Source organism: Kitasatospora sp. NPDC023385 (assembly GCF_055664045.1).
This window is the reverse complement of sequence record NZ_JBVOOL010000040.1, coordinates 1-13,896: the sequence shown is the minus strand read 5'-3', so window position 1 is coordinate 13,896 and position 13,896 is coordinate 1. Positions and strand designations below refer to the sequence as shown.

The following is a 13,896-nucleotide window of genomic DNA, read 5'->3' as shown; positions in this document are numbered from 1 at the left end:
GGTGGATGCCTGATGCTGTCGGAGCGCGGTGAGCGCGCGACTGGCTATCTCGTCGGGTGTGCCGACAGCGTCGACCGTGACGAGGAGTCCTTGCCTTGCGTAGTGCTGGATGATGGGCTCCATCCTCCAGTCTGGCCGATAACCGAGACCGCTACGTGGGAGCGGGGAGTGACGCAGCTCGAAGCAGCCGTCACTCCGCCCAGGGACAAAGGATGCCTCCCACGCCGCGTGCGCCGCCGACGCGGTCTCGCGCCAGGCCGCAGCAGAGGCGGCGGGCCAGCGGGCCATATGGGCGGTGCGCCTCCCCCCTCCCGCCTCCCGCCTCCCGCCTCCCTGCCGGACGGCGCCTGAGCTTGGCGTTCAACCTCGCTGCGCTTGGTGATCCTTGATCGACTCGGCGCGTTTCACGGTCTTGCCGACGGCGTGGTGCTTGGCGCGGTGCTTGTTCTTCGAGCCTGCGGGCCGTCCCGGCCCTGGTCGGGACGGTTTCGGTGCGGCCGCCGGACAAGCCGCGTTCGCGCGGATGTTTCGAAACCCCCGCCGGACCCGGGCGGGGGTCAGACGGCGGGGCCCAGCTGGCCGTTCCCAAGGGCGGCGCAGGTCCTCGGCGAGCGGGCGGGCGAGACGGAGCTGGGTGTGGGCGGCGATGACCAGCCAGGTCCACAGGTCGGCGCTGTCGGCGTGGCGGATCCTCGGAGCGGTCCAGCCGAGGGTCTGCTTCATCAGCCTGAAGGTGTGTTCGAGATCGAATCTGCGGAGGAACGCCTACCACCAGCGGTCCACGTCCGCCGGCGTGGCGGTGGTTGACGAGATCCAGAGCCAGACCGGCTTCGGGTCGCGGTCGCCCGGCAGGTGCTCCACTTTCAGGCGCATCAACGTGCCGTGAAGGATGGGCAGTTCCTCCTCGGCGAGGTCCAGCCAGGGGCCGCGGTGGGTGAGCCGGGGGTGCATCCGGTTCCAGGCCATCGCCTCGGCCTTGCCGTAGCGGGTGGTATCGGTGATCGGGCGGGTCACCAGGACGCTGGTCTGGGACCGGGAGGCGGCGATCGGCGGGACGGGGAGGGTGGACCGCGCCACCCGCGACTGATCCAGCCGGGCTACTGAACCCCGCTGGTCACAGGGACCACCGGCAATACAGACGCAGGCCGGCAGCTCCAGCTCGCTGGGCCAGGCCCACCAAGGCCTCCAGGACTCCGAGCGCCGCTTGGGCGTCGACCTGGCACTGCTGCAGTTCGGCCGTCATGGACCACGGCTCGGCAACGCGCACCAGGTCAGCGGGCGTTGCCGCGGCGAGGGCCTCGACCAGGGTGTCCGACAGGCTGAACACCAGCAAGGTGTCGTTCTCCGGAGACGACAGCAGCTGCCCCGACCGAGGACGCTGGCTGGCCTCCTCATAGCTGCAGTCCGTGAGGATCGCTTCGAGCCGAGCGGCGGCGACCACCGGGTCGACGTACTTGAGGAAGACCACGTCGTGTCCTGCCTCGGCCGGCCCTCCGCGCCGCTCGGCCACGGCGACGGCGGCCTGGTCGTCAGCGGCAGAGAAGTAATCGCACAGCGTCACGGCGACGAGTCTCGCATCCAGCGCAGACAGCCCGGCTCGTCTGGAGCAAGGTCGCAGACCCGAGTCGCCGATCACGCAAAGGAATCAATTGTCGGAGACCCACACGGGGTCAAAATTTAGGGTTCAGGCACGGATTCCGTGAAGTCGATCGTGCTTCCGTGCGCTGGGTGACGCTCCGTCATAGCCGGGTAAATGCTGACCGCGTGTGAGGAAACCTCCTTCTGCTTCCGCATCTCGCAGAGGTGCGGGTCGAGTGCGTGGATGTGCCGGACGGGTAGCGTGGTGATCGAGGCGTCGACGCTGGAGGACGTGCCGTTGTCGTGTCCGGGCTGCCGGACCGCGTCAGGTCGGGTGCACAGCAGGTATGGACGGCGCCTGGCCGACGCGCCGTGCGGCGGGCGGGGCGTGATGATCGAACTGTCGGTGCGTCGGCTGTTCTGCGACAACGGGGACTGCCCGCGGGTCACCTTCGCCGAGCAGATTGAGGGGCTGACCTACCGCTACGGCCGCCGGACGCCGGTCCTGCAACGAATGCTCGCAGCGCTCGGCGTCATCCTGGCCGCTCGCGCCGTGGCCCGCCACACCAAGCCGCCGAGCAGCCGGAGCGGCTCGGCGGGCGCTGACCCGCCGGGCCCAGCGCCCGCCGAGAAGCGTCCAGGGCCGTCTCTGCCCGCCTGTGCCCGCCGTGTCCGGGGAACAGGCCTGCTCCTGCGGGGGCGGCCTGGCGGCCTTCCCGGGCCGCCCGCACGCCCCAGCCCCCGCCCCACCACGAGCGGCCGGCACCAGCCGGACGCGCGAGAAGAAAAGGCCCGCCGCAGGCGCAGCGAACCCTCAACGCCACCGCCCCACCCAACCAGCCAACCACCACCCACAAAGCCAAGGACAGGAAGGGGAAGGAGAGGGTTGTCGGGGTGGTGAGTTTGACCTTGACGGCCACTCACTACGGCCTCGGACCTGGGTAGATGGCCGGAATCTGGGCGCAGCGGGCGGACGGGGCGGCGACCGGTTGGTGCACCGGTTCTCACCACCGGTTGTCGCACCGGTTAGCGGACCCGTTGTCGGATCGTGACCGGATGGGCCGGTCTTGGTGAGAAATCCGGTGAGAAACGCGGGCTTGTCTACGGGTGCTCGCCGCCACCGGGGCAGCGGGCACCGACGTTGAGGAGTCCGTGATGGCGACGCCGCCCGAGATCGACCACCAGGTCGTGGCCGCGCTGTTCCAGTTCCGGATGGCCACGGCCGAGCAGCTGCGCGTCCTGCACACCCCCGACAGCCAGCTGGAGCTGATGCGCCGACGGCTGCGCCGGCTGAAGGACGAGGGCCTGGTCCACGACGTCATCCTCCCCCAGGCCGGGAAGCTGCGGGCCTGGTACCTGACCGAGCGGGGCGCGCGGATCGCCGCCCGCTTCCCGGAACTGGAAGGCGTGGCCTCGCCGCCGCTGCCGGAGGACAAGACCGAGGCGAGGCTGCGGGTCGGGCACATCCTGGCCGTCACCCGCACCCAGGCTGCCTTCGTCGCCGGCGCCCGCAAGGCCGGGGACGAGTGCCGGCCGCTGGACTTCCTGCCGGAGGTCTACCACCGCTACGGCGAGGGCCGCGATGGTGCGGTCATCGCCGACGGCCTGCTGCACTACGCGACCGGCGGGCCCGGCCGCACTGCGTTCGTCGAGGTCGACCGCGGCACGATGGCCAGCGAGAAGCTCGCCGCCAAGCTGATCGGCTACGCCCGCTTCCGCGAGCACCACCCGATCCCGCCGCACCTGCGGCGCACCGCTCACGCGCAGAGTGTCCTGCCGGCCTGGCAGCAGCACTACGTGGTCTTCCCGCGGCTGCTGTTCCGGCCGTGCCAGCGGATGGTGACCTCCGGCTCGAGCGGGGGGACGTCGCCCGTGTTCCAGGGCCAGCAGAATCCGGCGGTGATCCGGGCGCTGCGGCCCCGCGCGGTGTGGCCGTCGACCCAGGAGGCAAGTGCGTCCGGGTCGGGCGCCAGGGCGAGGTCGTAGCTGCCGGCGTTCCAGGGCTGCGGCGCGTCGGTCGGGGAGAACAGGAGGTCGATCCAGTGGTGGTAGGCCTGGGAGCCGTTGCAGCGGAACTGGGTCTCGAGGTTCACGTGCCGCAGCGTGGCCCGGGATTCGTGGGCGTGGCGTTCGAGCTCGTCGAGGGTGAGGCCTTCGGTGGGACGCACGATCTGGCGTTCGTCGAGGAAGAGGACCAGGACGCCGACCCGGTCGAGGAGGTTGCGCAGGAGGATGGGGAAGCCCGCGCCGCGCTGGTGCGGGTAGGTGCTGCGAGTCCCGTGGACCCGGGAGAGGGCAGCACGCTGTTTGTCTATCAGGTGGCACTGACAGACGGGTGCGGACAGGGGCCCAGAGAGCGGTCAGCCCGTCGGAGCGGAGACGTCGGCGTTGTCGGCGGCAACGCCGGTGCTCGGTCGCTTGGGTCGCTTGAGTCTCTGTTCTCGGTCGCTGGCAAGCCTCACGGCAAAAACGGTGCCTTTCCGCGGCAGGCACGAGCCGCTCCTGCGGACAAGCGCTCCTGTGCGGCTAACACCCGGTCGCTACTGGACCGGGTCTCGAGCTACCGAAGCGACTCAAGCGACTCACCACAGGAAGAACGCCTACATGCGGCTAACGACACGGCCTTGCGCAGGTGCGCCCTCCCCGGAGCTACCGAAGCGACTCAAGCGACCGAATCCTGGACATGGCGGCCCCTGGAAGCACTCCGGTCGCGCGCGACACGCCGAGCGACCGGGAGCGAGAGACTCGGTAGCTTCAGTCGCTGAGCTTCAGTCGCTGGATAAAACCCCAGGTCAGACGGGATCTACCAGCCCCATCAGCGACTGAAGCGACTCAAGGTCGGGTATATGAAGACATTCCCGTGTGCGTGTGCGCGTTATAGACCCGGGCTACAGTCACTTCAGTCGCTGTTTGGCTTGAAAAACGGCTCCGACCTGCGAAAACGTCCGTGGACCGAAAACAGCGACTGAAGCGACTCGGTCGCTCCCCCGGGGTTCGGTAGCTGGGTTTTCCCGGGAAGGTCCGCCACTCCGGATACGGGAGTCCTCGCTCGGATAGTCTGTGTGAGCTATCTTCTGGACTTCGGTCGCTTCAGTCGCTGATCCGGCGTCCACCAGTGCCCTGACCTGGCTTTTTGCCCCTCAGCGACTGAACGAGCGGCCGGAAGTCGGGCAGCTACCGAGCTACCGAAGCAGCTGCAGCAGCTACTGAACCAAGGGGGAGGGACCCGCGTGACGGCGCCGCAGGCCGTGGGGAGCGACCGAACGGGCCGCCAGCCGGACGCTCTGGCCGTCGCCCGCTGGTGTGCCGCCCAGGCCTGGCCGGTCCATCCCCTGGCCCCCGGCCGCAAGACCCCGCCCGCCAACTGCCCGGCCTGCCAGGAATCCCCCCACTCCCCGGCGGAGTGCTCCTGCCCGAGCGCCGGTCGCTGGTGCCACGGCTTCCACGCCGCCACCCTCGACCAGGACGTCATCACCGCCTGGTGGCAGACCAATCCCGACTTCGGCACCGGTGTCGCCTGCGGCCCCGCCGGCCTGGTCGTCATCGACGTCGACAGTCACCCCAGCACCGTCCCCGCCCGGGACCGGATCCTGCCCGGCATCCCGATCCACGAACACGTCGACCTCGAAGGCCTGGAGAACGGCTACCACACGCTCGCGCTGCTGGCCGCCCTTCGTCGCTCCCCCTCCCCCGCGGAGGACGCCTCCACGCTGCGCGTGCGCACGCCCTCCGGCGGCCTGCACGTCTGGTACCGGGACGACGCGCACCGAGGCTTCACCTGCTCCACCGGCTCCTCCACCGGACGGGCCCTGGCCTGGCAGGTCGACGTCCGCGCCCACGGCGGCTACATCGTGGCCCCCGGGACCACCACGAGCGCCGGTACCTACACCGCCCTGCCCGGTGCCTGGACCCCGGCACCACTCCCCCGTTGGCTCGCCGAGGAACTCGTCCGCACCGGCCATCTGAAGGACAGACAAGAAACCCGGCCGCCCGTCCAGGCCCCCGTCCCCGACCGTGCCCGCCAGGCGGTCGTGGCCGCGGGCGGGGGCAAGCGCGGAGCCGAACGCGTCCTCGACACCGTCCTGCAGGACGTCACCGACTGCGTCACCACGCCCGAGGGCGCCGGCTTCACCGGCAAGCTCAACCGGGCCGCCTACACCGTCGGAGGACTCGTCTCCGCCGGACACCTGACCCCCACCGCGGCCGAGCAGCTCCTCCTCGACGCCGCCCGCACCGCCCGGCCCCGCCAGGACCGGCACAGCTCCGCCGTCATCCGTTCCGGTCTCGCCGCCGGCGCGCGGCAGCCCCTGCACATCGGGAAGGCCCGCGGATGACCGACAGCCCCCGCAAGAGGACGGTCTTCGACCCCGTGGCCGCAGCCCAGCAGATCCTGGAGTACCCGTCGTTGCCCGGCCCCTCGCCGGCGCCCTGGCACGGCGCCGCCGTCCAGGAGAGTCTCCTCGACTCCCCCGCCGACGCCCTCCAAGCACCCCCGCAGCCGCCGTCCCACACCGGACACAGCGCGCACGCGGCACAGGGCGCCCCGGCAGCCCGGACCGTCCAGGCCCAGAGCGGCCCGCAGGCGAGCTCCCACGGCCTGCTGCCCGACTCCCTCTCCGACCGCGGCAACGCCAAACTCTTCGTCCACCTCTACGGCCGCGACTACCGCCACGTCCCCGGCATCGGCTGGTACCGCTGGTCCACTCACCGCTGGCAGCTCGACGAGGACGACACCGTCCTGTGGGCCGCCGGAGAGATGGCCGAGAACGTCGCCATCCACGACCCCCGCGGCGTCTACACCAACGCCGACCTGCGCCGGCACCGCCGCCGCGCCCTGTCCACCTCTGGCATGAACGCCATGCTCGCCCAGGCGAAGTCCGCCCCCGGCATGGTCCTCAACGCTGCCCTCCTCGACGCCGACGCCTACGCCCTGTGCACCCCGGGCGGCGTGGTCGACCTGCGCACCGGAGCGATCGTCCCGCCGGACCCGAAGGTCCACCACCACTCCCGCTCCACCACCCTCGCCCCGGCCCGGATGCCCACCCCGCGCTGGGACCGCTTCCTCACCGACACCTTCGGCGACGACAAGGAAGGCCGCCAGACCCGCGACTTCCTCCACCTGCTGCTCGGCTACTCCATCAGCGGCGACGTCGGTGCCCAGGTCATGCCCTTCCTCTACGGCCAGGGCAAGAACGGCAAGTCCGTCCTCCTCGACGTCATGATCCAGCTGCTGGGCGACTACGCGGACGCGGCCCCGCCCGGCTTCCTCATGGCCAAGACCTTCGACGGCCATCCCACCGACCTCGCCGAACTCCACGGGCGGCGCATCATCGTCTGCTCCGAACTCAAGCCCGGCGACCGCTTCGACGAGGCCCGGGTCAAGCTGCTCACCGGCGGCGACAAGATCAAGGCCCGCCGGATGCGCCAGGACTTCTTCTCCTTCGAGCCCACCCACAAGCTCTGGCTGCTCGGCAACCACCGCCCCGAGGTCGGCACCGGCGGCTTCGCCTTCTGGCGGCGGATGCGCCTGATCCCCTTCGAACGGGTCGTCCCCGAGGAACGCAAGATCGACAACCTGGCCCACGTCCTCGTCGCCGAGGAGGGCCCCGGCATCCTCGCGTGGCTCATCGACGGTGCCCGCCGCTACTTCGCCGGTGAGAAGGACCTCGCCGGCCCCCAGGCCGTCCAGACCGCCACCACCGCCTACGCCGAGACCGAGGACCACGTCGGCCGCTTCCTCAAGGAATCCTGCGTCACCGGCGAGGGCATGCGCGCGGAACAGGCCCAGCTCTTCGGCGCCTACACCCGTTGGTGCGGATTCGAGGGGGCTAATCCTGTATCCGGACGTGCTTTCGCCGCACGAGTCCGCGAGACACTGGGTATGACCTCTCCCAAGGAGATGGTCCTGTCCAACAGCCGCAAGTACTACCCGGGCATCGGCCTGATCACTGACGACACAGAGGAGCACCACGCGTGAGCGCGCTGATCGACCCGGCCGAGCTCGCCCACGAAACCGACCTCGTCTGGCTGGAGGACACCTCCGACCTCGACTACGTCCGTCAGTCGCTGGACCGGCTCACCACCCGCCGCGGCCGCCCCGCCTACCACCGCGACGGCCGCATGGTCGGCTACGCGATCCTCGGCCCGGACGCCAAGTCCTCGCGCGCCTCCGGCACTTTCCGCCGGCGCGTTTTCTGGCTTCTGCCCCACGACCGCGACCAGGACCCGGACGGCCTGTACTCCACCGGCGCCCCCTCGGAGGCCGTCGACCCGCGCACCGTGGCCCCCGGGGTCAAGGGCTACAAGACCGAGCGCTCCGAGGGCGGCCCGGCCTCGCCGGCGATGCTCGAGCTGGGGATAACGCTCCCGAAGGCCTGAGTGTGAACAGTCAGCGATTTCCCCAACTTCTGAGGCTTCGTGGTCACGGAATGGGCCAGGGCCGTGGTCACGAGTCCCCAAGGGGAAGTTGACCACGGCGGAGGCCTCGAATGCCCCAGATCGAGTGGTTTGACCTGTGAGTGATCGTTCGATCCGAATCGTTCAGGTTCCCCCTGGGCATCCCCGAGCCGGGTTGAGGGTCCTGACCATCTCGGAGTCGTCACCGTCCCTCGACCGACAGGCCGAGAGGTCGACGGACACTCTGGATGGCAAGGAGAACGTTCACCGTGGTCGACATCGTCGAGATCTACGTCCACTGGTACGCGGGCAGGTCGAAGAACCAGCTCGCGGCCTCGCTGGGGGTGGACCGCAAGACCATCAGGAAGTATCTGGCGCCGGCGGAGGCGTCCGGGATGGCCCCGGGCGGGCCGCCCATGAGCGAGGCTGACTGGGGAAAACTGATCAAGAGCTGGTTCCCGGAGCTGGCCCAGCGCCGGCTGAACCAGGTGACGTGGGCGGAGATCGAGCCGCACCGGGACCTGGTCAAGGGGCTGCTGGGGACGACCACGGTGACCACGATCCACCAACGCCTCAGGGACGAGGGGAAGTTGGCGGTTTCGTTGTCGACGTTCCGCCGGTGGGTGACCGAGAATCTTCCGGACGAGTCGGCCCGGTCGAAGGTGACGGTGCTGCGGGACGACGTCGAGCCGGGCTCGGAAGCGCAGATCGACTACGGCTTCCTGGGGCAGCGGATCAACCCGTCGACCGGCAAGCGGCACCGGATCTGGGCGTTCGTGATGGTGCTGCCCTGCTCGCGGCACATGTTCGTCCGACCGGTGGTGCACATGGACCAGCACGCCTGGACCCAGGCCCACGTCGAGGCCTTTCGGTTCTTCGGCGGTGTCCCGCGGCGGTTGGTGCCGGACAACCTGCGCACGGCGGTGGACCGGCCGGACCTCTACGATCCGAAGATCAACAAGTCGTATGCCGAGCTCGCGACCTACTACGGCGCCCTGGTCGACCCGGCCCGGGCGGCGAAGCCGAAGGACAAGCCGCGGGTCGAGCGGCCGATGCCCTATGTCCGCGACTCGTTCTGGAGCGGGCGCCAGTTCACCTCGGTCGAACAGATGCAGGCCGAGGCACTGACCTGGTCGACCGGCACCGCCGGCCGCAGGCAGTGCCGGCCGCTGGGCGGTGCGAGTCCGCTGTCGGTGTTCGAGGCGGTGGAGGCCAAGGCCCTGCTGCCGGTGCCGGACAAGCCGTTCGTACTGGCCCGCTGGTCCACCGCCGCGGTCGGCCCTGACATCCTTCTGTTGACTGAACTACGGCCAGAGATTCCGCAGTTCAGGGGACGGATACGCGCTCCAGGGTCTACGTTTCCTGGTCGTGATCGGAGACGAGGAAGAGCATCGAGATCTGGCCGCATTGGTCGTTCCTGCGGTGGGGTCGTTGCTGGCGACCGGAAGCCGATGGGAGCCGTATCGTCTGGTCGACCCGAGCGGCGTCGGCGTCCAGGCGGTGACGGACTACTTCCGTGACCTGCAGGCAGCCGGCCGCACCGAATCGACGGTGCGTTCCTATGGGATGGACCTGCTGCGCTGGTTCCGCTTCCTGTGGGCGATCGACGTGTCGTGGGACCGCGCCACGCGACTCGAAGCGAGGGATTTCTGTCGGTGGCTGCTGATCAACGGACAGCCCGATCGTCCGCACTGGCGCTCGGGGCAGCCATCGGAGCCGTCGCCGAGCTCGGCGAAGCCGTATGCGGCCTCGGTGCGGGCGCACAACGAGACGGTGCTGCGCTGCTTCTACGCCTTTCACCTGGACATCGCCACCGGGCCCATGCTGGTCAACCCGTTCCCGCTGGACCGCACACGCCGCAGCGGCCGGGTGAACGCGCACCACAACCCGATGGAGCCGCACCGCAAGGAGCGGACAGGTCTCTACCGGCCCCGTGTCCCGAAGCGCATTCCGCGCAGTATCCCGGACGAGGAGTTCAACGAGATCTTCGCCAAGCTCCCCTCGCACCGGGACCGGGCATTGGTCGCGTTCTACGTCTCCACCGGGGCGCGGGCCTCGGAGCTGTTGTCGACGCTGCAAGGCGGGGTCGCCCCCGGGCGGCAGCTGATATCGGTGGTACGCAAGGGCACGGGGGCGGTTCAAGAACTACCGGCTTCCACCGACGCGTTCGTTTGGCTGCGGCTCTACCAGGTCCAGATGGGCGACCTCATCCCGAGGGGTCGTCGCCTGCCGTTGTGGTGGACGCTTCGACGCCCGGTCCGCCCGCTGACCTATCACGCGGTGCACCGCATGTTCGAGCGGGCGAATCAGCTGGTGGGAACCTCAGCAACGCTCCACGCACTACGCCATACCGCAGCGTTCCGCATGGCCGAGGACCCGGCGTTGCCGCTGACGGACGTCCAGCTCGTCCTCGGACATGCACAGCTCACCACGACACAGCTCTACCTGACGCCCCGCAAGGAAGACGTGATCCGTCGAGTCCTGGCCCATCACGCCGAGCAGAGCCGGCAGGCCGCCGAGCGGAAGGCGCCCGCCCCAGCGCCGGGCTATCGGCCGGAGACGATGAACGTGCTATTCGGCAAGGGTATCGCGTGATCGTCACCGAACGCCTGGCCGCTGCATCCGTGGTCTCCCGGCCCCATCTCTCGGCAGCGCAGCAGACCACGAAGTTCCCGCCGCGACCCGTCTCGGCGCACTGGCCTGCTGCCGAGATGGACCGCGACGAGGTGCTGCGGATGTGGATCGAGGCGACGCCGCGGCAGGAGGACCCTCGCAGCCACGACTTCCGTCGGCGCGGCCTGATGCTGATGCTGGACTGGTTGGAGGCGCAACCGGGCCGGACCTGGCACCAGCGCTGGTATGCCAGCGGCGCCGATGCGGCTGGAGAGCGGTGGGCCGACGGCCCGGCAAGCTGGCTGGAGCTGCACGGCAAGTTCTCGCGGACCCGGCTGGAGACCATGACCAGTTCCCTGGTCGTCATGATCGGGGCCGACGTCATCCGGCCCTCACTTGGCTGGTTGCTCACCGGGGGCAAGAAGCGCAAGCTCGCACGGAACATGATCCGCTCCCGCGACGCCGGCGGCTTCGCCCGGCTGGACGACTTCTGCCGGGCCGATCCCGGGATCAGTGACTTGGCCCGCCGCGCCGCCTTGTTCCGCACCGCGGTCATCATCGCTGCCAAGGGCGGGACGGTGGCCGACATCGTGGTCGGGGACCTGCTGGAGGTTCTGGCGGTCGAGGCCGAGATTCGCGGGAGCCGCCGCTCCGGCTCGGCCACGTTCCGGGCACTGCGCGAGACCGGCGTCTTCGGCGCCGGCGTCCCCACGCTGCGCGAGATCCGCAGCATCGGCCAGCGGTCAGTCGAGGAGCTCGTCGACCGCTACCCGATCGCCTGCCGTCCGATCCGCGATCTGCTGGTGGAGTATCTCAAGGAACGACAGCCCGCCCTGGACTACGGCACGCTGCGCGGGCAGACCTACCAGTTGGCCAAGTGCTTCTGGCAGGACCTGGAGCTGCACCATCCCGGCATCGACTCGCTGCGTCTTCCCGCCGATGTTGCTGCCGCCTGGAAGCAGCGCTTGCGCACCCGGCGGACCACGACCACCACCGGCAGCGGCGACCGGGTCGAGGTCACCCTCGAGCGGCTCGGCTACCAGGACACCCTGGCCTGCGTCCGGGCGTTCTACCTGGATCTGGCCCAGTGGGCCCTGGAGAACCCCGCCCGGTGGGGACAATGGGTCGCACCCTGCCCTGTCAGCCAACAGGACCTGAATCGGCGCAAGACCACCCGGCGGCGCAAAGCACGAATGGACGCCCGCACCCGCGAACGGCTCCCCGTGCTGCCGATCCTCGTCCGCTCCGCCGACCAACAACGACGGGACTCCCAAGCCCTACTCACCGCCGGACGACAGGCCAGCCCGGGGCAGCAGTTCAGTGCCGCCGGTCAGACCCTGATCCGGATCCACCGGCCGCACGCGAACCCGGACAACGTCTGGGTCGAGGACCCGGCCACCCGGCAGCGGCGCCTGCTCAACCGGGAGGAGGACAACGCCTTCTGGGCCTGGGCCATTATCGAGGTTCTGCGGCACACCGGTGTCCGCTCCGAGGAGATGCTGGAGCTGAGCCACCACAGCCTGGTCCAATACCGGCTGCCGACCACTGGGGAGATCGTCCCACTGCTGCAGATCGCCCCGTCCAAGACCGATGCCGAACGGCTTCTGGTGGTCAGCCCCGAACTGGCCGACGTGCTCAGCGCGATCATCTGCCGGATCCGCGACGCCAGCGGCGCGGTCCCACTCGTCCGCGCCCGGGACTACCACGAGCACGTCTGGATGCCGCCTGCCCCACTGCTGTTCCAGCGCCGTGTCGCTGCCGAACCGCATCGCATCGCCCGGGAGCGGGTTAGCGCGTTGCTGGATGATGCCCTGTCCCGCACCGGCCTGGTTGACCAGGCCGACGGCACCGCACTGCATTACACTCCGCACGACTTCCGCCGAATCTTCATCACGGACGCCATCCTCAATGGCCTTCCCCCGCACATTGCCCAGGTGATTGCTGGGCATCAGGACATATCCGTGACGATCGGATACAAGGCGGTCTATCCGGAGGAGACCATCAGGGCCCACCTGGCCTTCCTCGCCCGTCGCAGAGCCCTTCGCCCGAGCGAGGAATACCGCACTCCCACCGACTCCGAGTGGCAGGAATTCCTCGGCCACTTCGAGCGGCGAAAGGTCGCCACCGGGCTCTGCGGACGCGCTTTCTCAACCCCTTGCATTCATGAACACGCCTGCCTGCGATGTTCCATGCATTGGCCCGACCCTGACCAGCGCTCCCGCATCGAGGAGATCCGCGACAACCTCATCGCGCGCATCACCGAAGCCGAGCGCGAGGGCTGGCTCGGCGAGGTCGAGGGCCTGCAAGCCAGCCTGGCGGGCGCCAACGACAAGCTCGCCCAGATCGACGCGCTCGTCAACAGGCGGTCGACCGCCGTCGAACTCGGCATGCCAGGTTTCGGCCAGTCCACAGGAACCGTCGAAATGACGAAGCCGGCATCGTGATCGACGTCAACGGCGGGCGAAGATCAAAACGGAACCGACAGTCCAGCGTCGCGCAGCTGGGCCAGAGCGACGGACATGCACTGCTGGACAGTCCTGCCGTCAGCTCGCATGCCATGCTCCAACGGGCCGCCGCTGGCAGCGAACGTCCACGCTGGCGCGTTGTCAGCCAGCCTCTCCGCGTCCATCCTGATCATGGCGTTCACGCCCTGCTCGCCCAGCCACTCCAGTATCAAGAGCGTCACGTCCTCGACGCCGCGATCCTCATCGTTCTTTGGCCAGCGGCCTCGGTTCCCAGTCATCGCCCAGACTCTATCGAGGTCCCCGCGGCAGTCGGGGCGCCAGGTGGTCAAGTATCAGTGCTCGTTTTCCAGTGCCGCGAAGAGTTCAGCGCACTCGCTGGCGAAGGAGCAGAGCTGGTGCACGACCTGCCGATACTTCTGCGGATCCTGGTTTCTGGGCGGCGGAGCGTCGGTCCATTGCTGCCACAATCCACCTGCGGCAAGGTATCGGGATGCACGCTCGGACCCGAGGGCGGCATCGAGGTGAAGCAGTGCGCCAAGAGCAAAGCCCTGGTCGTAGTCGAGGTCAGGCCGCAGCAAATAGCGATCAAGGTACCGACACAGCAAATCGGCGTCCGCGCTGTCACCGAACGTGGCGAGGGTGACGCAGTACGCCGCGCCGGCATAGGGCCCTTCGCTGGCCAGCAGAAGTTCGCCGATACGGCTGCGGAACTCGGTCCTGCCGGCTACGACGACCAGCCAGGAAGCAGTCTTAGCTTGACGTTTAACCTCGCGCGGCGAGGTGGGCCTGGAGCGTGGGTTCGCGTTTGATGGTCTTGCCGACGTCGTGACGGGATGCCGGGTTG

General features: G+C 69.2%; 11 protein-coding genes and 2 pseudogenes. 8 read left to right on the top strand and 5 right to left on the bottom strand.

Annotation, left to right across the window (positions count from 1 at the left end; all coding sequences use genetic code 11):
- Positions 1-360 precede the first annotated feature (360 nt).
- A pseudogene (locus tag AC0B61_RS34145) lies at positions 361-1,002 on the bottom strand (NF041680 family putative transposase); the annotation flags it as partial.
- Between the two features lie 112 nt (positions 1,003-1,114).
- A complete protein-coding gene (locus AC0B61_RS34140; RefSeq protein WP_471745936.1) occupies positions 1,115-1,561 on the bottom strand; it encodes a hypothetical protein in 447 nt (148 codons plus the stop codon).
- A gap of 192 nt (positions 1,562-1,753) precedes the next feature.
- On the opposite strand from AC0B61_RS34140, the gene AC0B61_RS34135 reads away from it, so the two are divergent.
- Together AC0B61_RS34135 and AC0B61_RS34130 are read left to right on the top strand one after the other, a co-directional pair.
- Positions 1,754-2,479, top strand: a complete 726-nt coding sequence (locus AC0B61_RS34135; protein ID WP_471745934.1) for a transposase family protein — start codon at positions 1,754-1,756, stop codon at positions 2,477-2,479.
- Between the two features lie 254 nt (positions 2,480-2,733).
- Positions 2,734-3,294, top strand: a pseudogene (locus tag AC0B61_RS34130) (replication-relaxation family protein); the annotation flags it as partial.
- 77 nt (positions 3,295-3,371) lie between these two features.
- Here AC0B61_RS34130 and AC0B61_RS34125 read toward each other — a convergent pair.
- A complete protein-coding gene (locus tag AC0B61_RS34125) occupies positions 3,372-3,749 on the bottom strand; it encodes a DNA/RNA helicase domain-containing protein (protein ID WP_471746016.1) in 378 nt (125 codons plus the stop codon).
- Between the two features lie 1,059 nt (positions 3,750-4,808).
- On the opposite strand from AC0B61_RS34125, the gene AC0B61_RS34120 reads away from it, so the two are divergent.
- The 6 genes from AC0B61_RS34120 to AC0B61_RS34095 all read left to right on the top strand — a co-directional run bounded on the left by AC0B61_RS34120 (position 4,809) and on the right by AC0B61_RS34095 (position 13,031).
- Positions 4,809-5,912, top strand: a complete 1,104-nt coding sequence (locus AC0B61_RS34120) for a bifunctional DNA primase/polymerase (RefSeq protein WP_471745932.1) — start codon at positions 4,809-4,811, stop codon at positions 5,910-5,912.
- The gene (locus AC0B61_RS34115; RefSeq protein WP_471745930.1) at positions 5,909-7,555 is read left to right on the top strand and encodes a DNA primase family protein; all 1,647 of its coding nucleotides are present in this window, start codon (positions 5,909-5,911) and stop codon (positions 7,553-7,555) included. Before AC0B61_RS34120 ends, AC0B61_RS34115 begins: the two co-directional genes overlap by 4 nt.
- Positions 7,552-7,956, top strand: coding sequence for a DUF6009 family protein (locus AC0B61_RS34110; protein ID WP_030240262.1), 405 nt, complete (start codon positions 7,552-7,554; stop codon positions 7,954-7,956). The genes AC0B61_RS34115 and AC0B61_RS34110 overlap by 4 nt, the downstream gene beginning before the upstream one ends.
- A 287-nt stretch (positions 7,957-8,243) precedes the next feature.
- On the top strand, positions 8,244-9,494 hold the full coding sequence (gene istA / locus AC0B61_RS34105) for an IS21 family transposase (RefSeq protein ID WP_471745928.1): 1,251 nt from the start codon (positions 8,244-8,246) through the stop codon (positions 9,492-9,494).
- Positions 9,475-10,569: a tyrosine-type recombinase/integrase gene (locus AC0B61_RS34100; protein ID WP_471745926.1), complete on the top strand. Its 1,095-nt coding sequence runs from the start codon at positions 9,475-9,477 to the stop codon at positions 10,567-10,569. The genes istA and AC0B61_RS34100 overlap by 20 nt, the downstream gene beginning before the upstream one ends.
- Positions 10,566-13,031, top strand: coding sequence for a tyrosine-type recombinase/integrase (locus AC0B61_RS34095; RefSeq protein ID WP_471745924.1), 2,466 nt, complete (start codon positions 10,566-10,568; stop codon positions 13,029-13,031). Before AC0B61_RS34100 ends, AC0B61_RS34095 begins: the two co-directional genes overlap by 4 nt.
- Positions 13,032-13,054: 23 nt before the next feature.
- On the opposite strand, the gene AC0B61_RS34090 is transcribed toward AC0B61_RS34095, so the two are convergent.
- Complete coding sequence (locus AC0B61_RS34090; protein WP_471745922.1) at positions 13,055-13,330, bottom strand: hypothetical protein; 276 nt, start codon at positions 13,328-13,330, stop codon at positions 13,055-13,057.
- 54 nt (positions 13,331-13,384) lie between these two features.
- On the bottom strand, positions 13,385-13,896 hold a 512-nt coding region (locus tag AC0B61_RS34085; protein ID WP_471745920.1), incomplete at its 5' end, for a DUF6000 family protein.

Bases quoted from the DNA above. Each gene is read 5' to 3' on its own strand.
- AC0B61_RS34135 (WP_471745934.1), top strand. From the start codon at position 1,754: ATGCTGACCGCGTGTGAGGAAACCTCCTTCTGCTTCCGCATCTCGCAG.
- AC0B61_RS34115 (WP_471745930.1), top strand. From the start codon at position 5,909: ATGACCGACAGCCCCCGCAAGAGGACGGTCTTCGACCCCGTGGCCGCA.
- AC0B61_RS34090 (WP_471745922.1), bottom strand. From the start codon at position 13,330: ATGACTGGGAACCGAGGCCGCTGGCCAAAGAACGATGAGGATCGCGGC.